Origin of the sequence: Mesorhizobium sp. M1D.F.Ca.ET.043.01.1.1, assembly GCF_003952385.1 — a bacterium.
Taxonomy (GTDB): domain Bacteria; phylum Pseudomonadota; class Alphaproteobacteria; order Rhizobiales; family Rhizobiaceae; genus Mesorhizobium.
Genome location: NZ_CP034444.1, coordinates 725,961 through 752,841 on the forward strand (window position 1 = coordinate 725,961; position 26,881 = coordinate 752,841).

The following is a 26,881-nucleotide window of genomic DNA, read 5'->3' on the forward strand; positions in this document are numbered from 1 at the left end:
CGCGAAGACGATGCAGAGGCCGAAAGCAGGCGCGAGAAGCCACCGCGCCTCATAGACGCTGCGGTCCATCAGTTCCTCCTGATTAACGTGATGGAAGGGAACGGATCGGCCTCGGCTTGGTTCCTGAAAGCAGAAGTCCAAGACCCTTGTCCTTGCGGCATCAGCCGAAAGGCCTACGGGATCGTTGCGGGCGTTGTTCAGCCTTGCGATCACACCGGAAAGGTGCAAGGGTCAGGGTGGGTAGAGGAATGGGCGAGATTGCCGACGATCACGAACGGTCGCGGCGCTCGGTTGGGCAAATGTATTTTCCGCAGTTTCTTGTGGGAATGACGGCAACGCTCCTGGTGCTTCTCGGATGGACTTACGCGTCCACCGGGTCGGTCTGGGAATCGCTGGGCTGGACATTTCTGGCGGGCGTGGTGCTGCAGGCAGGCTACTTCGTGGCCGTGCTGTGGCTCGTGCACGCCGAAAGCCGGGTGACGGACGAGAGCAAGGCGACCGATGCCGGCGCCCCTGCCAAGCTGCCGGGCCCGTTCGAGCGGGACGGCATCGTCCATGCGCTGATCTCGCGGCTGTTCCCGAGGCTGCTGCCGTAAGGCGGTTCAGCGTTCGCCCCTCCGACGTCGTCATCCCTGGGCGCAGCGACGCGAGGCGCAAGGACCAGGCATTGGCCACATCGGAGCGCGGGTGCAGAATTCCGCTCCGGGCTGCTTCGGCTGAGGTCACGGAAGGATCCCAGGTCTCCGCGATGGAGCTTCGCTCCTGCCTCGCCCCGGGGTAACGACAGTGAGGCTGGCGCGTCGCGCCAAAACGGGCGACGCGCTTGCCGGTAGGGCCGATCAGCGCGCCGGGGCAGCCGTAGCCGAGCGCACCGTTTCGGAAGACGAGAAGACGACGAAGCCAAAATCAGCACCGCGGCGGCGACAATCAGCGAGCCGATCGCCACGACCGGCTCGACCTCCGGGTGGCCTTCCGCCAGCATCCAGTAAAGCGCCGGCAGCATGATCACGATGCCGACCGTGTAAAAGCCGTAATGGATCATGGCGATGCGGCGCTCGGCCTTGGCCGGATTGAGCGCATAGTAACCGCCGAAGATCGCGCTGGTCACCCAACCGAGAAGGTTGATGTGGGCATGCGCCGGGAATGCGCCGTGGTTGCCCGAAATCGCCATCTCCAGCCCGGCGGCAATGCCCAGGATCAGAAAGACGACGGCAGTTTTAAAGAAAAGCTCCGAGACCCGCGGCATTTGATGTCCTCCCAATGCCCTGTGAAACCCTCACCCGCCAACTCTACACGCCGCAAGGCATATTAGCCATGACACCCGGGGAGCGGCGGCGCGTTTTGGTGTGGATTTTGGGACAGTGTCCGGCGGGGTCGGAAAGCTCGACAATGTTTCAGCCGCTGACGGGGCAGCCTCTGTCCTGCCGGCGGCGCCGCGCTCAGGACTCGCGGCCATGACGGCGATCGTCAACGACGCGCGCAAGCACCTCGGTGGGGTCGCGGTCGACAGGCAGCGCGAGCGCGTTTTCGATGTCGAAGGCGGTGAGGCCGATGTCTCGGCGCTCGCATTCGGTCATGGCGGCAAGGCCCGCGAGGTCGCTGCGCGCCTTCCAGAAGCGCGGCAGCCACAGCAGCGCCGACGTTACAACGGCCAGCAGCCGGAAAAGCCGCGAGGGAGAAGCATGTGACAGGCGATCGGCTGCGAGGCCGACGAAAGGAACCGTCGTTGTCATGGTGTGGTCTCCGTCCTCGAACTGTCTTGAGCGACAGCGAGGATGAGGGTAGCCGGCGCCTGGCCGGAGATCGTGAAGTCCCGCCGAAACTTCGGGGAAATTGCGGCGAAACCGGCGGGCGCCGGCGCCTGGTCGTCCGGCATAGTATCAATCCGGCAGGCCGGCCTCGCGCAGACCCGCGGCGACGCGCTCCGGCGTGCCCGTCTCAAAAGGCAGCTGGTCCCAGACCTTGGCGACCGTCAGCCCCGGATTGCTTTCCAGCAGCCTGACGCAAACGCGCCGTGCCTCATCCTTGCGGCCGGCATGGACAAGCGTCGTCACCAGCCAGCGCAGCGCCCAGGTGGCGCCAGGCTGCCGGCTGACCCCGCGCTGGATCATGACCAACGCTTCCTCGTAGCGTTCGGCAATGAAATGGGCGGCGCCGATGCCGATCTCGGCCATGTAGCCCATCGGGTCGCGCGGGCTCAGCCGTTCGAAATGCTCGAACTTCTCGATCGCCGCCTCGGGCCGCTCGCGATAGACATCGAGCCAGGCGCTGCGCAGCCAGGCCCAGGCGGAATTCGGATCGAGCGTGCGCGCCCGCGCCAGATGCATCTCGGCGACCTCATAGTCGCGGGCAAAGGAATGCGCGGCGCCGAGCACGGCAAGCACCATCGGGTCGTCGCCGGAGAGCGCCGCCCCCTTCTGCGCCAGGCGCAGGCCCTCCTCCCGAGACGCCGCCGGCGCTTCGGTCCAATGGTAGGCGACGCGCTGCAGATGGCACCAGGCAAGCAGCGAAAGCGCCAGCGGATAGTCGGGCTCGATCGCGATCGCCCGTTCAAGCAGCGTCCCGGCCTCGTCATTCTGCGCCCGGTCGAGCGACCAGGTGAGCGGAAAGGCGCGCAGCACGTAGTCGTAGGCGGCAAGGCTTTCCGGCCGCTTGCGCCGCGAACGCTCGATCTCTGCGGACAGGATGGAGGGCTGGATGGCGCCGACGACACTCTCGGCAAACCGATCCTGGAGGTCGAACACGTCGGCCATGGTGCCGTCATAGCGGTTGGCCCAGATCGTCTTGCCGGACGACTGGTCGATGAGTTGTCCGGTGAGACGGATGTGGTCGCCGGCCTTGCGGACGCTGCCGGTCAGCACATAGCGCACGCCGAGCTCGGCGCCGGCCCGTTTCACGCCGTCGGCCTGCCCTTTGTAGGCGAAGCTCGAGTTGCGGGCGATGACGAACAGCCACCGCATGCGCGACAGCGCCGTGATGATCTCGTCGACCATGCCGTCAGCGAAATAATCCTGCGCCGGGTCGCCGCTGAGATTCTCGAAGGGCAGCACCGCGATCGACGGCGCGTCGCCGGCGCCCTCGCCCGCCCCGCCGGCCGACGCGCCACGGTCTCCGATGCGACGGACACGATCCTCGTCGATCACATAGCCTCGCCGCAGTACGGTGCGGATCAGGCCGTCCGCCTCAGGGCCGAGGGCCTTGCGGATATCCTTCATGCATTGGGTGAGGGAATCGTCGGAGACGGCGATGTTCGGCCAGACGGCATTGACCAGTTCGTCCTTGCCGATCACGCGGCCGGCATTCTCCAGGAGATAGATGAGCAGCGAGAGCGATTTGGCGCGCAGGTCGACGTCGAGCCCGCCCCTCTGCAGCCTGCCCTTGTGCAGATCGAGCCTGTGGCCGGAGAATTCGAACGTCGTCATGTCGCCCCCGAGGAGACATCAAGCCTGTTCGGCCGCGCGACGAATAGGTGTCGATCAACACCCTAGCACATCTGAAGTCATCACTACTGTCCCGCGACATCGGGCTTGCGGCCGCTGAAGATAGCATGGCCGGCGAAGAGCCAGGTGCAGTCGACCTCAGTGAAACCGGCTTCGGACAGCCAGGCAAGCTGCTCGGCAAGCGAGGACGGCTTGTCGATCGGCTCGCCGTCGGGATTGCGGAAATAGTTCCAGCCGAGGCGGTTGAACTCGGCGAAGGCCGCAAGGTCGCCGTCGATCGCGAGCGAACGCGAACGCACCGCCTCGTCCCACTGGCGCGCGGCGATGGCGAGAGCGCGCGCGCTCGGCGGCCGCACGATATCAGCGACGACCAGCACGCCACCGGGGCTGAGCGCCTCCGCAAGGTCGGCAAACAGGATCCGTTTCTGTCGGCCGTCGAGATGGTGAATGGCAAGCGAGGAGACGATCGCATGCGGCGGCTCGGCAAAGCGTCGCCAGTCGCGATCCGCCAGCTCGAAGGCGGTCGTGGTCAGGCGGCCGGCATGATCGCGGCAGGTCTTCCGTGTCTGCTCGAGCATACGCTCAGAACCGTCGAGCGCCAGCACGCGGCTGTCCGGAAATCGCTCCAGCAGCGCGCGGCTGAGCAAGCCCTCGCCTGGGCAGAGCTCGACCAGCAGGCCGCCCGGCGCGGCGGGGATAAGGTCGGCGATCATCTCGATCTGGCGTTCGCGCTCGGGAACGAAGTAGCGCGCATAGTCGAGAAAGCTGCGGGAATTGTCCTCGTTCCAGTGCTGTGCGCCTTGCATGTCCGCCATGGTCGGCTCCTTCCTTTTCGGCCATGCTGCCCGAAGCCCCGCCTGCCGGCGTGATGCCCGGCTGAAATTCGGCTGAAATCGACGTGATGCGGCGGACCGCCGATCCCAGGCCTACAGGGGGAGATCGATGTCACCAACGAAAATGCCGCCGGGCTGAGGCCCGGCGGCATGGCAGTTCACCCTCTGGGAGGTTGCGATCGCCTTACGGCGTGGATGTCGCCGCGGCGGCCTGGTCGATCTTGTCGGCCAGCACGTCCTTGGCCCAGTCCGTCACCTCCTGGTCGACCGGCTTGTTGGCCATGTCCTGCAGGGCGGCGTCGAGCGAGGCATCATCGGGGGCAGGTGTATTGTCAACCGTGGCCTGGGCATCCGCGACCGCTTGGGTGTCATCGGCGACTGCCGTGTTCTGCGCGTCGACCTGCGCCTGCACGTCGGCGATCTGCGCCGCCAGAGCCGCCTTCTCGTCATCGGTCATATTGGACTGGTCAGTCGCATTGAGGTCGTCGAGCTGCTGATTGAGCGTGTCGAGCGTGGCCTGGTCGGCGGCCAGCTTGGCGTTTGCGGCATCAAGCGCGGCCTGCGCGTTCTTGGCCGCCGCCGCCTGCGTCACATAAGCCTGAATGCCTGCGAACTTCTTGCTCTTGGAGTTCATGTAGGCGTTGATGTTGCGCTGCAGCGAGTTCAGCCGGCCGAGCTTGGCATGGATGTTCTTTTCCTTGGGTGTCGCGGCCGCGGCCGTATCATCCGTGACGTCGTCGGTCGACTTCGCCAGCTGACCCGGAGCCGATGCCTTGCCATGCGAGGCGCCGCTATTGCCCTTGCCGCCGCCATGGCCATTGCCGTTACCGCCGCCATTGCCGTTGCCGCCGCCGTGGTTGCCGCCGTTGCCGTTGCCGCCACCGTTGCCACCGGCCCCGGCAAGGGCCGGAGCGGCCGCGAGCGCCAGAATGGCCAGTGACGCCAAGAGTGTTTTTCGGATTGTCATTGTCTATCTCCGCAGGTGAATCTTCACGTCTGCCCAACCGCTAGGCCGCGTCTTATGAGAATTCCCTAATGGCTTGGAGTAACTTTTAGACAAATACCGTCGCGACATGCGAGCAAACCGGGGAAACAGGCCCGGCGCCGGCCGAGATCTGATATTAACTCGTTGAAATCATTTCGTAAATAAAAGGGCTAGGCCCAGGTACACCCTCCGGAACAATGAAGGCCCATGCCCCATCGGACCAAGGGCCCAGCGCCATGCAACCTGCGTCGGCAAAAGGAGGCCAGACCCTTGTTTATGCAGCGGTTTTCGAAAAAAAGCCTGCCGGTTTCGGGCGCGGGGGATGAGAGAGCTGCCGGCATCGGCGCGCGAGCGCGCAAACGTTTTGTTTTTGAGCAGTCGCGGACCAACGCCGTTATATACTTTTATATATCTTTCCCGGAACGGCTCTTTGTTTCCACGCAATCCGTACGGAAACCCGGTGCGCACTTTTCTCTCGGCTCTAAGAGCAATTCCACGAAAAAGTGTGAGCGGTTTTCCGTCCGGAATTGCGTAAAAACAAGGAGATAGGGCGTTTCGCCGTTTCCGTGAAACGGTGAAAAGCACTAGGGGCTGATCAGAGGCACGTTGACGGTGGTGGAGTAGTTGATCGGGTAATCGCTGAAATAGGGGAACTGGATGACAAAGGCGTAGCTGGCGTTGACATGCGCCATCTTGAAGCCGCCGCTCGGCGGATCGGTGGTGATCGTGACGTTGACGTTCTTCAGCCCGAGCGCCTGAAGCCTCTTTGTCGCGATGGCCTGGATCTGGGCCTGGGTCATCGTGTTGTCGAGCTGCAGCGAGCGCGCGGAGGCCTCGAGCGCGTAGCGCACGCTGGACTCGCTGTTCATCGACCAGCCGAAGGCGAAGATGCCGAACAGGAGCATGATCAGGAAAGGCACTACCAGCGCGAATTCAATCGCGGCTCCGCCATAGGCATTGCCGGCAAACGCCTTCGCTCCCTGTCTAGCGGACACGGATCACCTGCTGATGGCCGAGCGCGGTGTCTTTTGGGAAGGGGCCGAAGGTGAAAGGCGGGACCCAGGTGCCCGATGCCTGGATCTGGACGAAGACCGAGGGAAGCTTGGATCCCGCGCAGATGGTGGTCGACGTGACCACGGTCGTTCCGCACTTGTAGGTGCGGGTCACCGCGATCGCGGCATCGTCCGGTTTCTTTTCCCAGCTTGCCACCGCCGCGGCCTGGACGGCGCTGTCGTCGGTGGCGCCGGCGAGCAACAGGTTCGCCGCCGTCTTCACGCCCGCCCGCATCGCCAGCGAGTTGGTGACGTAGGACCAGCCGTCGACGATGCCGAAGAGCGCGGCGCACAACACCGGCAGCACCAGCGCGAATTCCACCGCGGCGGCGCCGGAGCGGTTCTTGCGGAAGCGGATTGCCTGCGGCCCCATGGCGCTACTCGACGATCGCAATCGACTGGGCAGCCGGAATATTCTTCATCCCAAGGCTGGTGCAGTCCTGTTTGATGGTCGTACTGCCAGACCACTGGATCGTGTCCGCAACGACTTGGGTGCAGCCGCCGGTCCCGGAGAAGTTGCCGAGATAGTCGACCTGCTGCCTGGGGAAATAGATGGCGCCGGTCAAAAGCGAATCCGCGGTGCCGTTGAATGTGTTCGACGCGTTAGTGCCGGTCCTGTCGCCGTAAAACAGCACGCCGGAATAGGTGCCCGAGGTCTGCGCGCTCAGCGTCACCGTGGCGTTGCCGTTCATGCTGACGGTGTTGCTGCCGGCCATGAAGATGGTCACGCCGGTTCCGGAGACGACCGCGCCGGCGTTGATTTTCAAAGGGCCCTGGACGACATAGACGCCGGGAGAAAGCGTGACATTGCCCTTGAGGTCCATGCCATTGCAGTAGGTGCCCTCCTGGAGTGTTTGCGACGTCTTGCTGCCGTTGACTTTCGAGCACTGGCTCGAGGCCGCGGGCGTCGGCAGGCTGGCGTAAGGATCGGCCGCCGGAAGGGCCCCAGTGATCGGGGCCTTGCAGACCATCGTGGGTGTGGTGCTAAGCGAAACGCCGCCAACCGCTATCAGGCAGTCAGTCTGGAGGGTCGCCGAGCCCTGAACCTTGATCGCATCGCTGGCGATCGAATTCGCCATGATGACGCAGCCGATCTGCTTGAGGCTGGTGTTGCCGGAAATGCTCACCGCCTGCGAGGCCGACGGACTGAGCGCCCTGTTGCAGGCATAGGCGCCATCGGTGATCAGCGCCACCGCCCTCGCCTGCTCCGGCACTTTGCTCTGACTGAAGATGGACGTGAACATCCGGTCGAGGTCCTGGTTGAGGATCACCTCGACCGCCTTGTTAGCCGTGTTCGGCCCCGAGGTGGGCGGCGTGTGGACGGTGATCGTGCCGGTGCCCAGCCCGTTTTCGGTGGCGGACGTTGTGGCGGCCGCCGTGATCGCCGCCGTGTCGGAACCCGCGATCTTCTCAAGCGCGCCGGCGTAGGCGGCGGCGTCGGCCGTCGCCTGCAGCTTCAGGCTCGAATAGTACCAATAGGAGGTCTCGACGCCGAGCCCTGCCCCGCCGACGACAATGGGCAAGGTGAGCGCGAAGATGGTGGCAACATTGCCGCCCTCGCCGCTTCGCAGGCGACGCGAGACGAAATTCCTGAAGATCAGACCGAATGAGGCCATGGCCGAGCTCGCCCAAGCTATCCCGGCCATCACGTTCAGCACCTGCGGATAAACGAATGGCTAATTTTTTTTCTCGACTTGCGGCTTTTGGACCCCTGAGGGCATATTTGCCGCCTTACGTCGCAGCCGCTCAGACTTAGGTCCCAAATACACTAGGACTAAGGTATAAGGCATAGAGAAAGCTGCTATTTTAGCATTTTCTGCATTTTATCTTTTTCGGAAATCTCCCGTAGAGACAGGATGGCGTATCGCTCTTCCATATCCGGCGAGGGTGCTGCCATGATTGGACGGTTCTGGGCTTCGACGAGCGGTAATTTCGCGCTGGCGACCGCTATCGCCATGGTGCCGCTAATGCTGGTCGTGGCCGGCGCCGTCAACGTGGTGGGCACAAGCGACGACGCCGCGCAACTGCAGAACTCGCTGGACGCGGCGGGACTCGCGGTGGGCACGAAATACCAGCCGGACATGTCGGCCGGCGACATGCGCCAGCTCGGCCTGACTTTCTTCGCCGCCAATATGAGCGCCGCCGACGCCGGGGAATATTCGGGCAGCCTCGACGCCTTCCAGGCAACGGCCAGTGGCGATCCCAGCGCCTACACCATTTCGCTGTCGTCCAGCATCAGCCGCCCGGCTTTCGTCAGCGGCACGCCGGCCTGGCAAGCGATCCGCTCGGCCTCCGTCCAGGTCAAGCCCGGGGCGCAGGCGTGCGTGCTGGCGCTTGATCCGCATGTGGGCTCCGCCGTCAATCTGCAGGGCTCGACCAATGTCGCGATGAACGGCTGCGTGATCGCCTCCAACTCGGACGCGGCCGACTCCGTCAACCGGGGCGGCTCGGCGATCGTCAGCGCCGCATGCGTCTCGACGGTCGGCGCCACCTCGGGGCTCACGCCGCCCAGCGCCACGCTTTCCTGCGACGCGCCGCTCGAAAAGCAGTATGCGTCCTTCGATCCGCTGGCCAACGTCACCCCACCCGCCTACGGGACGTGCCAGTCGGTGCCCAACGGCAAGACGATCACGCTCTCGCCCGGCACCTATTGCGACAAGACATGGTCGGGAAAGATCACGCTCAATGCGGGCACGTACATCCTGCGCAACGTCACCATTAAGCCCGGCGGCAACGGCACCCTCACCGGCCAGGGCGTGACGATCTTCCTGATGGAAAACTCGCAGATCTACATCAACGCCAATGAACAGGTGAACCTCTCGCCGCCGACCAGCGGTCCTTATGCCGGCATCACCATCTTCCAGGCCCACGGCAACACACAGGCGCTGACGCTGAACGGCGGATCCGGTTCGATGGTGAGCGGCTTCATCTATGCGCCCGACGCGCCGATCTCCTACGCCGGCAATTCCGACATGAACGCGCAGGGGAGTTGCCTGCGGCTGGTCGGCAAAACCGTGGAAATGACGGGGAACTCTGCCGTGGAGTCGGACTGCGCGGCCGAGCTCGGCAACCGCGAGATGTATGCCGGCAGGATGATCACGCTGGTGAAGTGAGAGATGGCGGGGCGCCACTCTCCCGTCGAGGGGAGATGGCCAGAGGGGGTTGTCTCATCGGAGGCGACCCCCTCTGTCATCGCCTCGGCGTCGCCTCCCTCGAGGAGGAGATCACAACTCGCCGACGATATCGGCGCCCGGCTGTTCGTCGAAGAGCACCGCGCAGCCGCGCTCCAGCGCCACCTGGCTCAAGGCATTCGCCGCGGCTTCGTCCGACGAGACGAAGTCGCCGGTCAAGACGCGCAATTCCTCGACGGCTCTCGACATCGAGATAAGGCGCCCGGCCGAGCGGTCGCTCGCGCAGGCATCGACGACGCAGAGAAGATCGATGAGTTCGAAGCTGTCCATGGCGGCCTCCGCCCACAGCATCCCTTCGCGGGAATAAACGGCGTGGCGCGCAGCCGGTTCCACCCGGGGGTCGTGCAGTCACTATTTCGACAGCGGCCTGGGCGGCGCGCGCCTGAGATCGAAGCGGAGCGGCAGGCAAGGCTCGAAGCAGGCGCCGCGCACGGAGCCGGTCGTGGTCGCATCGACCGGGAATGGGGTCGCCATCCCCGTCCGCCGTTCCGGCCAGAGCGGCCCGCCGAAGACGAGGAAGACGCCGGCGATCAATCCTGCCAGGATGAAGATGGCGAATAGGTTCGCGATAGATTCGCCGGGCTGCATGCATGTCTCGCGGGTTTGCCGCAATTCCGGACGGAAAACCGCTGCGCACTTTTCCTGGAATTGCCCCTCCATTTGCCGCAATTCCGGACGGAAAACCGCTGCGCACTTTTCCTGGAATTGCCCCTCTATTTGCCGCAATTCCGGACGGAAAACCGCTGCGCACTTTTCCTGGAATTGCGGGAGAAGCCCGCCACATCGCAGGAGATGGCGGGCCTCCGTGGTCAACCGCCGATGAAGGGACTTTGCTCGACGGCCTGTGAAGCAATGAATTGCCGGCACACTTGTTTCCGCAAATCCGCCTGCTCGGGCCTCTGCGTTGCAATGTAAGACTTCGGTCCCATCCGCGGCTGGACCCCAGCCCTCGATGCCGAACCGCTCGCCCTGGCTCTGCCCGCCGGCTGCGGCTGCTCGTTTCGACCAGCCTGCAACCAGTTGCCCGGAAGCGCGTTGATTGAACGGCTACTCCAGCTTCGGCCCGCGCATTTTTCCGGAAAGACGCGGGCCTTTTTCACGCCGGCAAGGCGCGCTCAGTCATCCATCTCCATCGGCTTGTGCCCGGGTCTTTGATGCCAGACGACCTGGCGGAAATCCGTCAGTTCGACGACTTGCTCGCAGACTGGGCAGACATAGTTGTCGCAGCACTGGCGAAGCGCCGGCTGGGTGCGGTGCACTGACCCGAGCGGCGGACGGGTCTGCGTTTCTACGGCCCGATGAAGCATCGGTTTCCTCCCTGTTTTTAGTTGATTGCCTCCGCGCGATAGCTCTCCCGCCCCCGGCTACGTCCCGCCCGTCCAGGGTGCGGCGAGCACTCGAGCGTGCCGCGCGCATTTGAGCGAACGCGAGAGGATTCATCGAATTCTCCCTTTTTGGGCGAGAACGGATGGTCCCTCAACCATCGTCGTGCCAACGCTTGGAACAGCAAATCACCGGCATGACGTGCCTGCAATAGCCGTTGTGTGGCAAAATCGATTTCCTGCCGCGACCGGCAATTAAATTAGCAATCGCTCAACAAAAGGCGTATGAGACAGGCAGCGGTCGCCGACGATCGCGCGTCAGGCTCCGCTTGGAATATGGGGAGGATGCCATGGCCGAAGCTCCAATGAATGTCGCCAAACTCGAATCCAAGTCGCACAACAATCCCGACGAGGTCCGCACGCCCGCCAAGACCCGCGTCGAAGTGGTGCGGCTGCCCGGCTACACGCTCGGGCGGCTCAACATGGAGCCGGGCTGGAGATGGTCCGAATGCGTGAAGCCAGTGGTCAAGACCGACAGCTGCCAAGTCTCGCATGTCGGCTATGTCGTGTCCGGAACGATCACCGTGCGCATGAACGACGGGACGCAGAAGACCTTCGAGGCCGGCACGTCCTACACCATCCCGCCCGGCCATGACGCCTGGGTGGAAGGCAATCAGCCGTTCCAATGCATCGAGGTGCTCAGCGCCGAGCAATACGCCAAACCGGCATGGCCGAAGCCAGTCTCTCCCTCGAGGGCAAGATGGCAGCGAAGCTGCCGAGGAGATCATCTCACGCAGATCGCGGCGCCATTTTTCGTCGCGCAGGGCGCTGGTGCTCCATGCGAGACGATCCCCCGCCACCCCCGGCGATATCCCCTTTTTGAGGGCTCGGGCATCGCAACCAGCCGCCAAAATCCCCGGTTGCGCGAGGTTGTAAATGTTCTCCTGTCCGATGCGACGGCTTGACAAGAGACTGGTTTTGTTCTCTTTATGTTCCGGCAAACACCTCTTACAAAAGTCTTTACTAATGCTGCGGCGCGGTATCGGGCCGGAGATGGGAGCGCGCGATGCCCGCCACGAACGCCGCTTCAGCCGCCACCATCCTGCATGCCGATCTCGACGCCTTCTACGCCTCGGTCGAGCAGTTGCTCGACCCGTCGCTGCGCGGCAAGCCGATCGCGGTCGGCGGCGGCGTGGTGCTTGCCGCCTCCTATGAGGCGAAGGTCTTCGGCGTGCGCGGCGGCATGCCCGGCCGTAAGGCGCGCGAGCTCTGCCCGCAGCTGATCTTCGTCGGCGGCCGCTTCAGCGAATATCAGCGCCTCGGCGATGCCGCGATCAAGGTGCTCGATGATTTCACGCCGCTGGTCGAGCGCATCTCGATCGATGAAGCCTTTGCAGACGTCGCCGGCTGCACGCATCTGTTCGGGCCGCCGGAGGAGATAGCCAGAACCATCCGCCGCCGCGTGCAGGCCGAGCTCGGCCTGCCGATCTCGATCGGCGTGGCGCGAACCAAGCATCTCGCCAAGATCGCCTCGCAAGTGGCCAAGCCCGACGGCCTGGTGGTGGTCGAGCCCGGCACCGAGCTCGCCTTTCTGCACGACCTGCCGGTATCGCTGATGTGGGGCGTCGGCCCGGCGACCAAGGCCAGGCTCGCCGAGATCGGCGTCGAGACCATCGGGCAATTGGCGCGTACGCATAGCGGCGCGCTGGAGCGGCTGATCGGCCACGCCGCCGGCCAGAAGCTTGCAGCCCTTGCCTGGAACCGCGACCCGCGCCGGCTGGAGACGCATCGCCGCGCCCATTCCGCCGGAGCGCAGTCGGCGCTTGGCCGCAAGCCGGCGCTGCCACGCATATTCGTGCCGACGCTGTTGCATCTCGCCGACCGCGTCGCCAGCCGCCTGCGGGCCAAGGACCGGCCGGGCCGCACGGTGACTGTGCGCGTGCGCTTCGCCGACATGCGCGCCGTCACCCGCGCGGTGACGCTGGAGCAGCCGATCCAGGCCACGACCATGCTCGCCGAGATCGCCGAGGAGCTGGTGCGCGGCGTGCTCGCCGCTCACCCAGGCGAGCGGGAAATCTCGCTGCTCGCCATCTCGGTCTCGCATCTCGAAGAGCATGCCGAATTGCAGCTCGAGCTGCCGCTCGGCCTCGCCGACGAGAAGCTCAAGCCCGGCAGCCGCAAGGGGCTCGCCCGCTTCGGCGCCGACCGCGCCATCGACAAGATCCGCCAGCGCTTCGGCAAGGAGGCCGTCGGCTACGGCACGGTGGCGCTGGAGGCGGCGCGCTCGGTGCCGGATGAATTCAGGGAGCTGGCCGAGAAGGAACTGTGAGGCGACGTCCGATCTCCCCCACAAGGAGGGAGATTGCACGCTCCGCCGTTGGCGTATCCTCAATCCGTCTCCACCACCGCCCACTCCAGACGCATCGTTGCACTCATCGTCTCCCGATCATCGAGCGCCGTCAGCCCCTCCCCGTGATGCGCGTCGACCGCGTGCGAAACCGGCTCGAAGCAGAAGAAGCCGGCGTCCTGCGACGGCGAATAGAGGATGTAGACATCGAGCTCCGGCGATGCGGCGAGCGTGACCGCGATCCCCTCTCCCGGTTGCGTGATCATGGCGCGGCCGTCCCAGCCGTCGAAGGCGTTGTTCACCCATTGCGGCGGCAGCGGGACAGGGCGCTCGAAATCCCACCCTGGGCGCTCGCTCACCGGCACCACGCCGACGGGCAGATGGCGTTCGTCCTCCAGCCAGACGCGCCTGGCCTTCGCCTCCAGCATGGTTGTCTTGTCGCGCCGGAACCAGGGATGGAACCCGAGGCCGTAAGGCAGGCGCATGCCGGCGCGGTTCTCCACCGTCAGCCGAGCCTCCAGCGCGCCGTCGCGCAGCGCGTAGGTGACCGACGCCGCATAGCGATAGGGTCCGATGGCGCCGTCCTCCAGCACCAGCTCCGTCTCGGTGGCGGTGCGGACGGCGAGCCGCCATGGCTTCTGGAATCCGTCGCCGTGGATCGGAAAGGCTTCGTCCGGCACGTTCGGCTCGACGGCATGGAACCGGCCGTCGAAGGTGAAGCCGCCACCCGAGATACGGTTCGACCACGGCACCAGGAGCTGGCAGCCGGACGCGCCGGTGCCGTCCCCGGGCTTCAGCAGCGGGACCGGCGAGCTGCCGGCGACAAGCGCGTCGTAGCGGGCGATCGCCGCGCCCTGTTCCGGCGCCAAGACCAGCCGCGCACGCCCGTCGTTCAGCTCGACCATGCCGGGCATGCGCCTCACCAGCCGCCGTCGATGGCGATGTTCTGGCCGCTGATCATGTCGGAGGCCGGCGAGACGAGGAACAGGACAAGCTCGGCGATGTCTTCCGGCTCGATGCGCTTCTTCAGGCTCTGGTTCTCGAGGATCCAGTCATTGTACTCTCTCAACCGGTCGCCGAAGACGCGCTCCTCGGCCTCCGAGACAACCGCGCCCGGCGACACGGCGTTGACGCGGATGCCATGCGCCCCGAGCTCGCGCGCCAGCGACTTGGTGAGGCCGAGCATGGCGCCCTTCGACGCGACGTAGGGCACATAGCCGTCCCAGCGGCCGTTGAGCGTGATCGAGCAGAAGTTGACGATCTTGCCGTAGCCCTTCGCCTTCATGCCCGGCGCGCAGGCCCGCGCCAGCGCGAAGGCCGCCGAGGAATTGACGCGGATCTGGTCCTCATACTCGGCGAGCGAGAATTCCTCAAACGGGCGGTTGATGATCAGCGCGGCATTGTTGATGAGGATGTCGATGCCGCCCTCGCTCGCCGCCAGCGCCGCGACCGCGGCTTCCGCCTCGGCGAGACGGTTGAGATCGCAGCCGATGAGGGCGATATCGCCACCGGCTTCGCCGGCCAGCATCTGGACGATCTGTGACCCGTCGGTGACGTCAGGCCGGTCGAGCACCAGCACGCGCGCGCCGGCCCGCGCCAACGTCACCGCCTGGGCCCGGCCGAGCGAGCCGAGGCCGCCCGTCAGCAGAATTTTTCGACCAGCGAGCACCTTCATTGCCTAACCTCACAGGACAGAATGGACTTCGTCGATCGAGGTGTCCCCGATGCGCTTGTCCAGCACCACCTCGCCGCGCGCCATCGCCACGACGCGGTCGCAGCAGTCGAAGACGTGGTGCATGTTGTGGCTGATGAAGACGCCTGTCACCCCCTGCTCCTTCAGGCCGCGCACGAAGCCGATCACCTTGTTGGTCTCCTTGACCGAGAGGTGGTTGGTCGGCTCGTCGAGGATCATCACCTTGGACTTGAAATGCATGGCGCGCGCAATCGCGACGCCCTGGCGCTGGCCGCCGGACAGCTCGCCGACAAGCGCGTCGGGCGAGCGCAGATGCAGGTCGACATTGGCGATGGCGCGGATGCTCTCCTCGGCCATCTTCTTCTGATCGAGAATGCCGACGCCGAGGACCGAGAAGCGCGTCGGCTCGCGGCCGATGAACAGGTTCCTGGCGATCGACATGGTGGGGACCATGGAGTTGTACTGGTAGATGGTCTCGATGCCGAGATCCATCGCGTCGCGGGGGGTGGCGATGGTCACCGCCCTGCCCTCGACCCTGATCTCGCCCTGGTCGGCGCGGTGGACGCCGGACAGGATGTTGATGAGCGTCGACTTGCCGGCGCCGTTGTCGCCGACCAGGCCAAGCGCCTCGCCCCGCCGGAAGTCGAGCGTGACGCCTTTCAGCGCATGCACGCCGGAATACCATTTGTGCAGGTTGCGCACCGAGATGATCGCGTCGTTCACCGTTTCAGCCCTCCATCTTGATGGCCTTGGCGCGCTTGCGCATCCAGGCATTGGCGACGACGGCGAAGATGGTGAGGAAACCGATGGCGAACTTGAACCAGTTGGCGTCGACATGGCTCAGCACCAGGCCGTTGTCGATGACGCGGATGAGCGTCGTGCCGATGATGCCGCCCATGACGGTGCCGATGCCGCCGGTGAGCGAGGCGCCGCCGATGACGGCGGCGGCAACCGCCTGCAGCTCCAACCCCTCGCCGATCGAAGGCAACGGCGAGCCCAGCCGCAGCACCTGCAGCATGCCGGCGAAACCGGACAGCACCGAGCAGAGCATGAAGCAGACGATCTTGACCCTGGCGGTCGGGATGCCCATCGAGGCGGCGGCCGGCAGGAAGCCGCCGGTGGCCTTGATCCAGTTGCCGAAATTGGTGCGCGACAGCATCAGCGAAGTGAGCACAGCGACCGCGGCGAACCACAGGAACGACATGCGGAACATGTTGCCCGGGCCGACGAACGAAATGAACAGCCAGTTGGGCAGGTCGGCGGGCAAGAGCGGCGGAAAGCCGCCGGAGACGACGACGGTGAGCGAGCGCGCCATGAACAGCATGCCGAGCGTGGTGATGAAGCTCGGGATCGCGAAGCGGATGGTGACGTAGCCATTGATGAAGCCGATGGCCGCTGAGACCAGCAGCCCGGCGAGCAGCGCCAGCGGGAACGGCGCGCCATGCACCATCAGCACCGCCATCGTCATCGGCATCAGGGCGAAGACCGAGCCGACCGAGAGGTCGAACTCGCCGCTGATCATCAGGATGGTGACGCCGATGGCGACGAGGCCGGCTTCCGGCAGGATGCCGAGGATGCCGCGCAGGTTGTCGGCGTTGAGGAACACGCCATGCGAGCGCACCTGGAACAGGATGATGAGCAGCACCAGAAGGATCAGTCCTGCCAGCTCCGGCTTTTCGAGATAGGTCTTGAACAGGCGCTTCAATGAAAGGCTCCGGTATCGATCTCAAGGTGCATCGGCGACGCCGGTGCAAAGTTCGAAGTTCTTGTTCCAGGCAGGTCCGGACGAAAGGACGGCCGAAGTCGCCGCGGCGTCGTCATCCCAGGGCGAAGCAGGAGCGAAGACCCTGGGATGACGAAGCGAAGGGTGTGTCGGCCAATCTCCGGCGCATGCGACCTGCTCAGCGCATGCCCTGCGCCGAGAGCGCCATGATGCTGTCGGCCTCCTTCGGCCGCACGATGCCCTGGCCGGTGTCGATGTCGGAAGGAGCAAGACCGATCTTCTTGTTGAGATAGGCTTCCATCACAGGCATGAAGCCCTGCATGTAGGGCTGCTGGTCGACCAGCGCCTGGACATAGCCCTTCTGCATCTGCTGCAGCACTTCGGGCACAAGGTCGAAGCCGCCGAGCAGGACCTTGCCGGGCGCGACGCCGCGATCGGCCAGCACGCGCGCCACGCCGGCGCACCAGAAGCCGGTGTCGAAATAGGCGGTGGTGTCGGGATGCGCGTTTAGATAGGCGCCGACGCGGTCGGAGGTGATGGCGAGATCGGTGCCGCTGTCGATGCGTTCCCACGACACGTCGCGGTCTTTATGAGCGGCCTTGTATTCCTCGAGGAACTGCATGACGCCGGCGCCGCGGCTTTCCGACCAGTTCTGGCCTGGCGCGGAGATGCCGACCAGCACCTTGATCGGGCCGTCCTTCGGGAAGCTCTCGGAAATCGCCTTGGCGAGCGAATAGCCGGCCGGCTTGAAGCCCTGGCCGACGAAGGCCTGCCGCGCATTGCCCTTGGCGCCTTCGGTGTCGTCGACATTGACGGCTATCACCAGCACGCCGGCGTCGCGCGCCTCCTTGATGACGTCGTCGAAGGCGTGGTCATCGACGATGGAGGTGAGCAGCGCGTCGGGCTTGGCGGCAAGGGCGGCGCGCATGTTGGCGACCTGCTGCTCGATCGAGCCCTCGGTTTGCGTGAAGACCATGTTGCAGTTCGCCTCGACCTTGGCGCAGGCATCGTCGAAGCCCTTCTTCACCGCCTGCCAGAAGGTGTTGGAGGCCGACGAATGGTGGGTGAAGACGATGTTGAGGCCATCTGCTCTGGCCGCGGTTTGTCCGCCAACCAGCGCCGCGCCGAGCAAAAGCAATGCAGTCAGTTTCTTCATGTCTGTTCCTCCCTTTGGCTTTTTCAGATGTCCGCCTTGCCTAAATGTCTGTGTGGTCGCTGACGCGGCGGTGGACGGTGTAGGCGCGGCCGAGGTCCGGGCTAAGCGCCAGCCCGAGCCCCGGCCCCGGCGGCACGGTGATCATGCCGTCCTTGACGTCCGGCAGCGCCGTCACCAGGTCGCGGTACCAGGTGCGGTAGAAGGCGCGCACGCTTTCCTGGACGAGCGCGTTGGGGGCGTTGAGCGACAGATGCGTCGAGGCGGCGAGCACGACCGGACCGGTGCAGTCGTGCGGCGCAACCGGCAGCCGCCAGGCCTCGGCCATCGAGGCGATCTTGCGCGCCTCCGACAGGCCACCGCACCAGGAGATGTCGAGCATGACGATACCGGCCGCGCCGGTCTCCAGAAGATCGCGGAAGGCCCAGCGACTGCCAAGCGTCTCCGAGGCCGAGATCGGCGCCGGGCTGGCGGCGGCGTAGCGCTTGAGATCGCCGAGGCTGTCCATGCGGATCGGGTCCTCGTGCCAGTAGGTGGCATAGGGCCCCAGCGCCTGCGCGATCTTCATCGCCGGCAGGAGCTGCCACATGGAGTGGAACTCGACCATGATGTCGATTTTGTCGCCGACAGCTTTGCGAATCTTTTCAAAAGGTTCGAGCGCGGCCTTCAGGTCGGCGGCCGAGATATCGTTGCCGCGCGTCTTTTCCGCCGCATGGTCGAACGGCCAGATCTTCATGGCGGTGATGCCGTCGGCAAGCAGTTCCCCGGCCAGCTCATCGGCGCGAGTGAGGAAGGCGTTCAAGTCGTCATAGTCGCGCCCGGCGCCGATGCCGTAATTGGCCGTCGTCTGGCCCTTGGCGTCCTTGATGTATTCGGTGCCGGCGCAGGTGTTGTAGGTGCGGATGGAACGGCGGCTGAAGCCGCCGAGCAACTGGGCGATCGGCAGACCCGTCACCTTGCCGAAAATGTCCCACAGCGCGATGTCGAAGGCGGAGTTGCCGCGCACCTCGGCGCCGCTGGAGCGGAAGCCGAGATAGCCGACGAGGTCGGCGGCGAGGAGATCGATCTCGAGCGGATCGCGGCCGATGACGCGCGGCGCGACATATTCGTGCAGATATTCCTCGACCGTGCGCGACAGGTAGAAGGTCTCGCCAAGGCCGGTGATGCCCTCGTCGGTGTGGACCTCGACCCAGATGAGGTTGGGCCGCTCCTCGATGCGGACGGTCTCGATGGCGCTGATCTTCATCTCAGGAGATCCCCGCGTCGATGAGCGCCTTGACGCTCTTGTCGAAATGCTCGGCCATGTGCTCGGCCGCGAGCCGCGGATCGCCCTTGAGGATGGCGTCGGCGATGTCCTCATGGCCCTTGATCATCTTGAGCTGGGCCTCGTCGGAGGAGCGGGTCCGCCAGCCGATCACCCAGGTGCGCCGCGTCACGCCGCTGAAGGCGGTGACGATCAGCGAAAAGACCGGATTATGCGAGGCCGCCGCGATCGCCTCGTGGAAGGCGATGTCGTGCTCCATGACGATCTCGGGGTGATTGAAATTCTCGCGCATCAGCCGGGCGGACCGTGCGATCGCCGCCGCTTCCTGGTCGGTGCGGCGCAGGGCCGCCAGCGCCACGGTGCGCATCTCGATGGTGCGCCTGACATCATAGACCTGCTGGACGCTGATCTGCTGGGTGGTGATGCCGTGCTCGATCACCATCGACATTGCGCCAGTGTCGAGCTTGGCGACGGTGGCGCGGCGCCCGGCGCTCATGTCGATCAGGCGCATCGCCGACAGCGAGCGGAAGGCTTCGCGCACGACGGTGCGGGACACGTTGAGCTGGCGCGTCATGGCGGCTTCGCTGGGCAGCGGATCGCCCGGCGCCAACCCTTCGGAGCGGATGTGCTGGGTGATCGCCTGGATCGCCGTGCTGACCAGGCCAGGACTGGGCTCACCCACTGGATCCGTCTCTTCCTGCATCTCGCTCCCTCAAACCTGTATGACAGGTTGTTATTGAATTGCTCATAGCTCTGGCAAAAGATATATGTCAAGCGCATTTCCACGGCGGAGGAAACCCGATGAAGGAAACGGAAGCCGGCCTGATCTTCGACGCGCGCGACGTGGTCGGCGAAAGCCTGGTGTGGGACGAGCGGCGCGGCAGGCTGGTCTGGGTCGACATCATCGGCCGCAGGATCCATGGGCTCGATCCGGCGAGCGGAGCGCATGAGTGCTGGGCAACGCCGGATCTAGTCACCGCGGTCGGCCTGCGCTCCGACGGCGGCGCGATCGTCGGTTTGCGCAAGGAGATCGCGCTTTGGGATTTCGGCGGGCCGTTCCGGACGCTCGCGACGATCGAGGCCGACCGGCCGGGCACGCGGCTCAACGAGGGCGTGGTGGCGCCGGACGGCTCGTTCTGGGTCGGCACGATGGCCAACAATATCGGGCCGGACGACGCGCCGGCGGCGATCACGAGCGACGAAGGCCAGCTCTACCGGGTGGGCTCCGACGGCGACGTGAGGCGCCTCGGCGAGGAAAGGTTCGGCATCACCAACACGATGGTGTGGCTGCCGGATGGTCGCTTCGTTACCGCCGACACGATGAAGAACGCTCTCTACAGCTATGGCTGGGACGACAGAGCGGGACGGCTTGGCCAAGCCTTTCCCTTCTTTGCCGGTTTCGAGCGTGGTCTGCCGGACGGCTCCTGCCTCGACGCCGAGGGTCATGTGTGGAACTGCCGCGTGGTGGGCGGAAGCTGCCTCGTGCGCATTGCGCCCGACGGCAGGCTGGATCGGATCGTCGAATTGCCCTGCAGCTGGCCGACAAGCTGTGCCTTCGGCGGCGCCGACCTCGACACGCTGTTCGTCACCTCCGCGCGCTTCACGATGAGTGCGGAGCATCTTGCCGCCTACCCCTTCGAGGGCGGCCTGTTCGCGCTGCGCCCGGGCGTGCGCGGCATGCCGGCCAACCGCTTCGGTTAGTCTCCCCTTGCGGGGAAATTACGCGCTTCGGCAACGGCCGGCCGCAGAAAATCTTCTCCATCGATGTCGGGCTGGCCAAACGCCGTTCGTCATAGGAGCATAGACCGGCAATCATGAGGAGAAACGATATGCCAAGCACTGTCCGCCTGCACCGCGTGCTCGCCACCAAGCCCGAGAAAGTCTACCGCGCCTTCATCGAGGCAGACGCGCTGGCGAAGTGGCTGCCGCCGAACGGCTTCACCTGCACCGTCCATCACTTCGATGCAAAGGTCGGCGGCACCTTCAAGATGTCGTTCCGCAACTTCACCACGGGCGACAGCCACGCCTTCGGCGGCGACTATGTCGAGCTCGTCCCGGGCGAGCTCGTGCGCTACACCGACAAGTTCGACGATCCCAACCTGCCCGGCGAGATGCAGGTGACGGTGACCTTGAAGAAGGTCTCGGTCGGCACCGAGATGGAGATCACCCAGGCCGGCATTCCAGACGCCATTCCGGCCGAGGCCTGCTATCTCGGCTGGCAGGAGTCGCTGAAGAACCTGGCAAGGCTCGTCGAGCCCGAGATCAATCAGTAAGGCTTCATGCCCCTGTCACAATGATGATGCAAATTGGTAGCCGCCGAACGAATGATCCTTGCTCGGCGTCCCATCACCTCCGCCCGGCTTGCGACCGGGCTTTCTTTTTCCTGGGCGATTCCAGGAAAAACGCGTAACGAGTTTCCGTCCGGAAGGGCGCAAAGACAAATAGCCAGAGCAGCTCGGCGTCTCCATGAAACGGTGAACCGCTTAATGCGTATCACCGTTTCACGGAAACGGCGAAACGCCCTATCGCCTTGTTTTTACGCAATTCCGGACGGAAAACCGCTCACGCTTTTCCTGGAATTGCTCTAGGCTTCAGCGGCGTCCAGTTTGGACCGGATGGCGCCGATGGCGTTCACGATGGCCTCAGCGGCTTGTCGGTCCAGCGCAATATCCAACAGGCCCTCCGTGGTCCGAATCGAGAGGATGCCGATAGCGCCCTCCTCATCCCTGACCGTGCCGACATGGATTTCGGTCGGCACAAAAGGCCGTGCCTTGTCCGTACGCATCATCGTTCACCTAAGTTGATAGACCACCATCGCCCAATCCGGCGACCTGTTCAAGCGGGCTCAGGTTGTATCGCCCACCCGATGCGCCCGAACGGACCGCCTAAGGCGCGTCGCTCTGAAACGGATTCAGGCGACGCGCCTTAAGTCTTTGTTTTGATGCATGTCGTCTTCCCAAAATCGCTGCGCACTTTTGGGAGCGATCCGGCCTACGGCGAAGCGATGCGGTTTGCGCTGCAGGCGTCGAAACGCGTGCTCGTCATCTTCAAGGGCGACCTCGGCCAAGAGCAATTCCAGGAAAAGTGTGTAACGGTTTTCCGTCCGGAATTGCGTAAAAACAAATACTTAAGGCGGTTCGGCGATTCTATGAATCGCTGAAACGCTCTAAGAGACGGGCCGGTCGGCAGCTACGAGAGGAAATAGTCGCGGCTGGTCGGGATCGGGTTCGGCTTGAACCAGCGTGCCTGCCAGTCGGCCGTGGTTCTCAGGAACCCGCCCGAATTGGCAGCCGGCGGCTTTCCCGTTTCGACCAACGACTTGCGCAGGCGGTCCGAGAGCTTTGCCCGCATCAGATAGTGATCATAGACATCCAGGACATGGACCGCATAGGCAATCGCTAGCGGCTGGTTGCCACGAATGATGAGCAGGTTCTCGTCGTTCTGGTAGGAAGCCTTGTAGCCGAAGTTGTGGCTGCCGGTGATCACCGTGCAGGCCTTGGCGTCCAGCGGATCGATAACGATGATCTTGTCGTGGATGATGGCGTGGCCGGCCGAGAGGAGTTCCGGCCGCAAGTCCCCGGTTTGCATGGTGACGGCGGCGGCGCGGATGACCGCGACGCGGCTGGCATCGCCTCCCGGCCACCAGACGGCCGGCTGCGGCAGCTTCTTCGTCGTTCCATCGGGCGCAGTGTAGGTTGTGGGCTCGCCGGCCTTGGCCCGCGGCGGCAGCGCCTTCGGGTCGCTGACCGCTCCCTGGACAAGGAGTTCCGGACGCTCGGCGGCAAGCTTCGCCGCCTCGCCGATGATGTTCTGGACGCCGTTGTAGCCGGGCAGGAAAGCCAGGAACAGGATCGCGTTGTTGGCATGCTCCATGAGCGAATAGACCCGGCTGAGATCGACGGGTGTCGGCGAATCGGCGTTCTTCGTCTTGGCCTTGGTGTTCGGCGAGAAGAGCACCTCGACGGTGGTGCCGCCGGCGAGCGTATCGGGTTTGGCCGGCGTTGCGTTCGCTGCGCGAAGCACGGCCCCCTGCACGCCGTTGTTCTTCTCGAAGCCCGTTAGCGGCTTGTTCTCGTAGGTGACGGTCAGTTCCTGGCCGGCAGGCTGCGGGTCATCGAACAGGCGCTTCCAATAGGCGAGATATTGTCCGGCCACCTGCCTGTCGTCGATGATGATCGCGTTGTTGGACTGCGTGCACAGGCCGGTCTCGGTCCAGTTCGTGCTGCCGGTCAGGACGGACTTGGCTACGCCGTTCTCGACATAGATGGCGAATTTGTTGTGACCGATATGCGCCGTGTTGTTGAAGAGCCTGTCCTGCATATTGGCCGCCGAGGCCGCATGCAGGCCGGCCCGCGCCGCATGGTTCTCGGTGTCCCAGACGACGGGCTGCTTCTGCTCGGGCGGCGTCTTCGGCCGGTTCGGGTCAGTGGAGCCAGCCGTCGACAGGATCACATGCGCCTTACCTGCCTTGGTCAGCTTGGTCAGGCGCTCGATGAGTTCCGGGTCATGCAGCTCGTAAAGAGCCATGTAGAGCTCGGCGCCCTTCTTCTTTTCGGCGCGATCGATCATCGACAGGAGGAATCCCAGCACATCGCCGGTGAGAAAGGTCCTGATCTCGTCGTCCTTGACCGGGATGTGCTTCAGCAGTGTCTCAACAGGCCGGGCGTGAGCTTCGTGGTCGGGCCGGCGGCAACGTTCGCGGGCTTGGTTCCCTGGACCGCCTCAAGCTGCTGCAGGAGATTCTGCGTGGACAGGATGCCGTTCGTGTATGTGGCGCGCACGCCGGCGTAATCATGCGAAACGTCGATTGACGGCGTGTCGATGGGATCGCCGATCTTGGCCAGCGGATGCAGCGGTCCTTCGTATCGGGGATTGCCGTTCTCGTCGAGAAAGGGCGCCGTCGGCGAGGCCGGGAGCGCCGGGCGCCCGGGGCCCGCAAGGCCCACGGGCGTGATCTCGTAATGGACCCTGAAGTCGATGGGGCGCACCTTGGCCGTGTCGCGGGAACGCCGCAGCGTCAGGTCGCGCCATTCATATTGCTGGATCGGCCAGACCGAGCTGTCCTGGTCCAGCCAGTTCGGATTCGATTGGTCGGTGAAGCCGATCCAGGTGGGCAGTATTCGGCGCTGCCCGGCCTCCGGGCCCGTCTCATGCACGCGCGTGATCATGAACCCAACACAATCGGCGATCGGTCCATCGGCCACCCAAGACAGATAGGCGACCTCGCCATTGCACCATGCAGTTGCCTTGACCAGCTTCCCCATGCCTCACCCCTCCGATGGCAATCAAACGATACTTCTCTACTTACTTTAAGCTCTTTTCGAACCCACTATTTCGCCGGCAAACAGCTCAAGCGCCTTGCCCGACCGCGTTTCCATATATAATACTTTAGTTTACTACGCTCGCAGATTTTGATCACAACAACATGTGATCTATTTCACAGTTCGCTAATGAAATTTCGGCACCTTCGGCCTGATATCCTGACGATTTGACCGCGCCGGAGTCCGGCGCAAGCTCGCGGAATCCATTCGGAGACGACTGATTTGACACCGTCGCTCGCGCAGCTTCAGCTCACACGCGAAATCACCTTCGACTACGCCGGCGCCCGCGACATCGACAATGTGATCGGCAACATCTCCGGCATCGGCATCGGTGGCGGTTCCGCCTGGACCGTCTCGGACGAAGGGCGGACTTTCGAGCGCCTCGCGGTCGCCGATGGCGGCTTCGCGCTGGTCGAGCAATACGATCTCGACGATTTCTTCCCCGGTCTGCCCGAGGGCCATGAGGCCGACCTCGAATCCGTCGATGTCTTTGACGGCAGGCTGTGGCTTTGCGGCTCGCACTGCCGCGTCCGGCGCGAGGCGGAGGAGCCCGGTACGCTGGATCCCAACTTCAAGCGCCGCCCGAGCCGGCATCTCCTCGGCTCGATTGCGCTCGGCGGCTCCGGCAAGCCCAAGAAGGGCACCGGGCTGGCCCTGCCTTACACCGGCGCCGGCAGCCTGCGGCGCCGGCTGCGCGAGAATCCCTATCTCTCCAGCTTCCTCGACCTGCCGAGCAAGGAGAACGGGCTCGACATCGAAGGCCTCACCCTGCTGCCGAACCGACTGCTGCTCGGCCTGCGCGGCCCGGTCACAGCTACGCAGTGGTCGTCTCGCTGCCGCGCAGGGCCGCATCGCCTACCGATGACAAGCCGCACCTGCATATGCTCGACCTCGGCGGGCTCGGTGTGCGCGACCTTGCCCGACGCGACGACCACGTGCTGGTGTTGGCAGGCCCGGTGACGGCCGCGGACGGGCCGTTTCGCATCCATGGCTGGCAGCCCTCCGGCGCCGGCCGGATCGAGACCGCCAACGTGCTTTACGAATGGACGTCCAGTCGTGAGCATCCGGAAGGGCTCTGCCCGTTTGCGCTCGACAACTGGCCGGGTATGCTCGTCGCCTACGACACGCCGGACGGGCGCCGTCGCTCAGGCGCCAAGGTGAGCGTCGACTGGTTCGCATAAGCTCGCCGGCCAGCGAGGAGGCAGGGGGGACTACAATGGGCCCGGATACGGTCGAGGTCTTGTCGGCAAACGGCGAGACGACAACGCGCCAGGGCCTCGGCCTCTGCCTTTCGGGTGGCGGCTACCGCGCCATGCTGTTCCATGCCGGCGCGCTCTGCCGGCTGAACGAGGCCGGCCTGCTCCAAGAAATCGACATGGTGAGCTCGGTCTCGGGCGGCTCGATCGCCGCCGGGCTGCTGGCGGTTATCTGGCCGCGCCTCACCTTCGCCAATGGCGTCGCCGGCAATTTCCGCGAGCTTTACCTGGAAAAGATCCTCGCCTTCTCGCAGGTCTTCCTCGACGCGCCCTCGATCCTCAAGGGCCTGCTCAACCCGTTTTCGAGCGCGGCGGCGGAAGTCGCCGCCTGCTACGAGCGCCATCTGTTCGATGGCGCGAGGCCGATGCTGAAGGGCCTGACCGGGCGCCCCTGGTTCGTGTTCTGCTCCAGCAATCTCAGCACCGGCTCGCTGTTTCGCATGTCCAACCGCTATATCGCCGATTATCGCATCGGCGTCGCCTACCATGCCGACCTGACGGTCGCGACCGCGATCGCGGCGTCGTCCGCCTTCCCGCCGTTCCTATCCCCGCTCAGGCTCGACCTGACGCAATTCGAGTGGCGGAACGACAAGCTCGACGCCAGCGTCGGCCCCGCGGTTCCGGCCGGCCGCGCCGTGCTCACCGATGGCGGCGTCTACGACAATCACGGCATCGAGCCGGCGCTGAAGCGCTGCCGCTGGCTCTTGGTCAGCGATGCCGGCGCGCCCTGGCGGGCGTCGGGCTCCGGCTACTGGAACTGGTTCTCACAAGTGAACCGCGTGCTCGACACCACCGACAATCAGGTGCGGTCGCTCAGGCGGCGCGATCTCGTCGCCCGTTTCCTGGCTGCCAAGGACGCCGAGGGCCTGCCCAGCGAGGCGACCCGCCCCGATTATGCGGCCACGCGCGGCGTCTATTGGTCGATCGCCAGCAAGCCGGACGCAACAGAGCCGACCTTCGTGCAAACCGCGGCAATCGCGCCCGCCGACATCGGCACCTCGCTGCATTTCCTAGGAAGCGAAGAGACGATCGACCTCGTCAACTGGGGCTACTCAGCCAGCGATCAGGCGCTGCGCAGCTGGTACGAACCGGCCGTGCCGCCCGGAAAGGGCGTGCCGCTGGCGGCGGGCGCGGTGAAGCCCGGCCGCTGCGCGGTGGTGTCGAAGGCAATCATGAGCGCTTTCAAGATTTGAGCACGGCGCGACCTGCCGGTTTCCTCCTCAGAGAGGGAGATCATGCGCTCCGCCGCTTTCGCCCATCGCCATGCGCTGTTGAATCCCTTGCCCGCAGCGCGTAACACT

Annotated in this window: 31 protein-coding genes and 1 pseudogene; 11 read left to right on the forward strand and 21 right to left on the reverse strand. The window is 64.7% G+C overall.

What is annotated here, in order from left to right:
* Positions 1–248 precede the first annotated feature (248 nt).
* Positions 249–596 carry a hypothetical protein gene (locus EJ067_RS03740; protein ID WP_245468153.1) on the forward strand — a complete coding sequence of 116 codons (348 nt, stop codon included), beginning with the start codon at positions 249–251 and terminating at the stop codon, positions 594–596.
* A 243-nt stretch (positions 597–839) separates the two neighbouring features.
* Here EJ067_RS03740 and EJ067_RS35065 read toward each other — a convergent pair.
* The 8 genes and pseudogenes from EJ067_RS35065 to EJ067_RS03785 all read right to left on the reverse strand — a co-directional run bounded on the left by EJ067_RS35065 (position 840) and on the right by EJ067_RS03785 (position 7,926).
* Positions 840–1,246, reverse strand: a pseudogene (locus EJ067_RS35065) (hypothetical protein).
* Between the two features lie 193 nt (positions 1,247–1,439).
* Complete coding sequence (locus EJ067_RS03750) at positions 1,440–1,733, reverse strand: hypothetical protein (protein ID WP_126084732.1); 294 nt, start codon at positions 1,731–1,733, stop codon at positions 1,440–1,442.
* Positions 1,734–1,880: 147 nt separating this feature from the next.
* Positions 1,881–3,422, reverse strand: coding sequence for a tetratricopeptide repeat protein (locus EJ067_RS03755; protein ID WP_126084733.1), 1,542 nt, complete (start codon positions 3,420–3,422; stop codon positions 1,881–1,883).
* Positions 3,423–3,505: 83 nt separating this feature from the next.
* Entirely contained in the window at positions 3,506–4,255 is a 750-nt protein-coding gene (locus EJ067_RS03760; RefSeq protein ID WP_126084734.1) for a class I SAM-dependent methyltransferase, read from the reverse strand.
* A 202-nt stretch (positions 4,256–4,457) separates the two neighbouring features.
* Entirely contained in the window at positions 4,458–5,240 is a 783-nt protein-coding gene (locus tag EJ067_RS34395) for a hypothetical protein (RefSeq protein WP_189510366.1), read from the reverse strand.
* Between the two features lie 602 nt (positions 5,241–5,842).
* Entirely contained in the window at positions 5,843–6,253 is a 411-nt protein-coding gene (locus EJ067_RS03775; protein WP_126084736.1) for a TadE/TadG family type IV pilus assembly protein, read from the reverse strand.
* Entirely contained in the window at positions 6,243–6,683 is a 441-nt protein-coding gene (locus EJ067_RS03780) for a TadE/TadG family type IV pilus assembly protein (protein WP_126084737.1), read from the reverse strand. Before EJ067_RS03780 ends, EJ067_RS03775 begins: the two co-directional genes overlap by 11 nt.
* Before the next feature lie 4 nt (positions 6,684–6,687).
* Positions 6,688–7,926 (reverse strand): pilus assembly protein TadG-related protein, encoded by a 1,239-nt coding sequence (locus EJ067_RS03785; RefSeq protein WP_126084738.1) that lies wholly within the window; start codon positions 7,924–7,926, stop codon positions 6,688–6,690.
* Positions 7,927–8,205: 279 nt separating this feature from the next.
* Here EJ067_RS03785 and EJ067_RS03790 point away from each other — a divergent pair, with 279 nt between their 5' ends.
* Entirely contained in the window at positions 8,206–9,423 is a 1,218-nt protein-coding gene (locus EJ067_RS03790; protein ID WP_126084739.1) for a pilus assembly protein TadG-related protein, read from the forward strand.
* A gap of 111 nt (positions 9,424–9,534) precedes the next feature.
* Here the strand turns inward: EJ067_RS03790 and EJ067_RS03795 are convergent, their stop codons facing one another.
* Positions 9,535–9,771 carry a hypothetical protein gene (locus EJ067_RS03795; RefSeq protein WP_126084740.1) on the reverse strand — a complete coding sequence of 79 codons (237 nt, stop codon included), beginning with the start codon at positions 9,769–9,771 and terminating at the stop codon, positions 9,535–9,537.
* 81 nt (positions 9,772–9,852) lie between these two features.
* Positions 9,853–10,089 (reverse strand): polymerase, encoded by a 237-nt coding sequence (locus EJ067_RS03800; protein ID WP_126084741.1) that lies wholly within the window; start codon positions 10,087–10,089, stop codon positions 9,853–9,855.
* 2 nt (positions 10,090–10,091) lie between these two features.
* Between EJ067_RS03800 and EJ067_RS34400 the strand changes: the two genes are divergently transcribed.
* Complete coding sequence (locus EJ067_RS34400) at positions 10,092–10,349, forward strand: hypothetical protein (RefSeq protein WP_189510368.1); 258 nt, start codon at positions 10,092–10,094, stop codon at positions 10,347–10,349.
* Between the two features lie 267 nt (positions 10,350–10,616).
* Here the strand turns inward: EJ067_RS34400 and EJ067_RS03810 are convergent, their stop codons facing one another.
* The gene (locus EJ067_RS03810) at positions 10,617–10,808 is read right to left on the reverse strand and encodes a hypothetical protein (protein ID WP_126084742.1); all 192 of its coding nucleotides are present in this window, start codon (positions 10,806–10,808) and stop codon (positions 10,617–10,619) included.
* A gap of 365 nt (positions 10,809–11,173) precedes the next feature.
* Here EJ067_RS03810 and EJ067_RS35070 point away from each other — a divergent pair, with 365 nt between their 5' ends.
* A complete protein-coding gene (locus EJ067_RS35070) occupies positions 11,174–11,788 on the forward strand; it encodes a cupin domain-containing protein (protein ID WP_245468154.1) in 615 nt (204 codons plus the stop codon).
* A 101-nt stretch (positions 11,789–11,889) separates the two neighbouring features.
* Complete coding sequence (dinB, locus tag EJ067_RS03820; RefSeq protein ID WP_126084743.1) at positions 11,890–13,152, forward strand: DNA polymerase IV; 1,263 nt, start codon at positions 11,890–11,892, stop codon at positions 13,150–13,152.
* Positions 13,153–13,211: 59 nt separating this feature from the next.
* Here the strand turns inward: dinB and EJ067_RS03825 are convergent, their stop codons facing one another.
* The 7 genes from EJ067_RS03825 to EJ067_RS03855 form a co-directional block, all read right to left on the reverse strand.
* Positions 13,212–14,084 carry an aldose 1-epimerase gene (locus tag EJ067_RS03825; RefSeq protein ID WP_126084744.1) on the reverse strand — a complete coding sequence of 291 codons (873 nt, stop codon included), beginning with the start codon at positions 14,082–14,084 and terminating at the stop codon, positions 13,212–13,214.
* Positions 14,085–14,089: 5 nt separating this feature from the next.
* Positions 14,090–14,845, reverse strand: coding sequence for an SDR family oxidoreductase (locus tag EJ067_RS03830; RefSeq protein WP_126084745.1), 756 nt, complete (start codon positions 14,843–14,845; stop codon positions 14,090–14,092).
* Between the two features lie 9 nt (positions 14,846–14,854).
* On the reverse strand, positions 14,855–15,586 hold the full coding sequence (locus EJ067_RS03835) for an ATP-binding cassette domain-containing protein (protein WP_126084746.1): 732 nt from the start codon (positions 15,584–15,586) through the stop codon (positions 14,855–14,857).
* 4 nt (positions 15,587–15,590) lie between these two features.
* A complete protein-coding gene (locus EJ067_RS03840; RefSeq protein WP_126084747.1) occupies positions 15,591–16,568 on the reverse strand; it encodes an ABC transporter permease in 978 nt (325 codons plus the stop codon).
* 196 nt (positions 16,569–16,764) lie between these two features.
* Positions 16,765–17,742: a sugar ABC transporter substrate-binding protein gene (locus tag EJ067_RS03845; RefSeq protein WP_126084748.1), complete on the reverse strand. Its 978-nt coding sequence runs from the start codon at positions 17,740–17,742 to the stop codon at positions 16,765–16,767.
* 40 nt (positions 17,743–17,782) lie between these two features.
* Positions 17,783–18,985 (reverse strand): mandelate racemase/muconate lactonizing enzyme family protein, encoded by a 1,203-nt coding sequence (locus tag EJ067_RS03850; RefSeq protein WP_126084749.1) that lies wholly within the window; start codon positions 18,983–18,985, stop codon positions 17,783–17,785.
* A gap of 1 nt (position 18,986) precedes the next feature.
* Positions 18,987–19,706, reverse strand: coding sequence for a FadR/GntR family transcriptional regulator (locus EJ067_RS03855; protein ID WP_126084750.1), 720 nt, complete (start codon positions 19,704–19,706; stop codon positions 18,987–18,989).
* Positions 19,707–19,804: 98 nt separating this feature from the next.
* Here EJ067_RS03855 and EJ067_RS03860 point away from each other — a divergent pair, with 98 nt between their 5' ends.
* Positions 19,805–20,704, forward strand: a complete 900-nt coding sequence (locus EJ067_RS03860) for an SMP-30/gluconolactonase/LRE family protein (protein ID WP_126084751.1) — start codon at positions 19,805–19,807, stop codon at positions 20,702–20,704.
* A 128-nt stretch (positions 20,705–20,832) separates the two neighbouring features.
* A complete protein-coding gene (locus tag EJ067_RS03865) occupies positions 20,833–21,276 on the forward strand; it encodes an SRPBCC family protein (protein WP_126084752.1) in 444 nt (147 codons plus the stop codon).
* A 311-nt stretch (positions 21,277–21,587) separates the two neighbouring features.
* On the opposite strand, the gene EJ067_RS03870 is transcribed toward EJ067_RS03865, so the two are convergent.
* Positions 21,588–21,791 carry a hypothetical protein gene (locus EJ067_RS03870; RefSeq protein ID WP_126084753.1) on the reverse strand — a complete coding sequence of 68 codons (204 nt, stop codon included), beginning with the start codon at positions 21,789–21,791 and terminating at the stop codon, positions 21,588–21,590.
* Between the two features lie 153 nt (positions 21,792–21,944).
* On the opposite strand from EJ067_RS03870, the gene EJ067_RS34405 reads away from it, so the two are divergent.
* Positions 21,945–22,163, forward strand: a complete 219-nt coding sequence (locus EJ067_RS34405; protein ID WP_189510370.1) for a hypothetical protein — start codon at positions 21,945–21,947, stop codon at positions 22,161–22,163.
* Positions 22,164–22,192: 29 nt separating this feature from the next.
* On the opposite strand, the gene EJ067_RS03875 is transcribed toward EJ067_RS34405, so the two are convergent.
* Both EJ067_RS03875 and EJ067_RS35075 read right to left on the reverse strand, forming a co-directional pair.
* The gene (locus EJ067_RS03875; protein ID WP_245468155.1) at positions 22,193–23,572 is read right to left on the reverse strand and encodes a phospholipase D-like domain-containing protein; all 1,380 of its coding nucleotides are present in this window, start codon (positions 23,570–23,572) and stop codon (positions 22,193–22,195) included.
* 71 nt (positions 23,573–23,643) lie between these two features.
* Positions 23,644–24,267 (reverse strand): hypothetical protein, encoded by a 624-nt coding sequence (locus tag EJ067_RS35075; protein WP_245468156.1) that lies wholly within the window; start codon positions 24,265–24,267, stop codon positions 23,644–23,646.
* 279 nt (positions 24,268–24,546) lie between these two features.
* Here EJ067_RS35075 and EJ067_RS03880 point away from each other — a divergent pair, with 279 nt between their 5' ends.
* The 3 genes from EJ067_RS03880 to EJ067_RS03890 are packed head-to-tail and all read left to right on the forward strand — an operon-like array spanning position 24,547 to position 26,773.
* On the forward strand, positions 24,547–25,284 hold the full coding sequence (locus EJ067_RS03880) for a DUF3616 domain-containing protein (protein ID WP_189510371.1): 738 nt from the start codon (positions 24,547–24,549) through the stop codon (positions 25,282–25,284).
* Positions 25,206–25,505, forward strand: coding sequence for a DUF3616 domain-containing protein (locus EJ067_RS35635; protein WP_126084755.1), 300 nt, complete (start codon positions 25,206–25,208; stop codon positions 25,503–25,505). The genes EJ067_RS03880 and EJ067_RS35635 overlap by 79 nt, the downstream gene beginning before the upstream one ends.
* A gap of 35 nt (positions 25,506–25,540) precedes the next feature.
* Complete coding sequence (locus EJ067_RS03890; protein ID WP_126084756.1) at positions 25,541–26,773, forward strand: patatin-like phospholipase family protein; 1,233 nt, start codon at positions 25,541–25,543, stop codon at positions 26,771–26,773.
* The last annotated feature ends 108 nt before the right edge of the window (positions 26,774–26,881 follow it).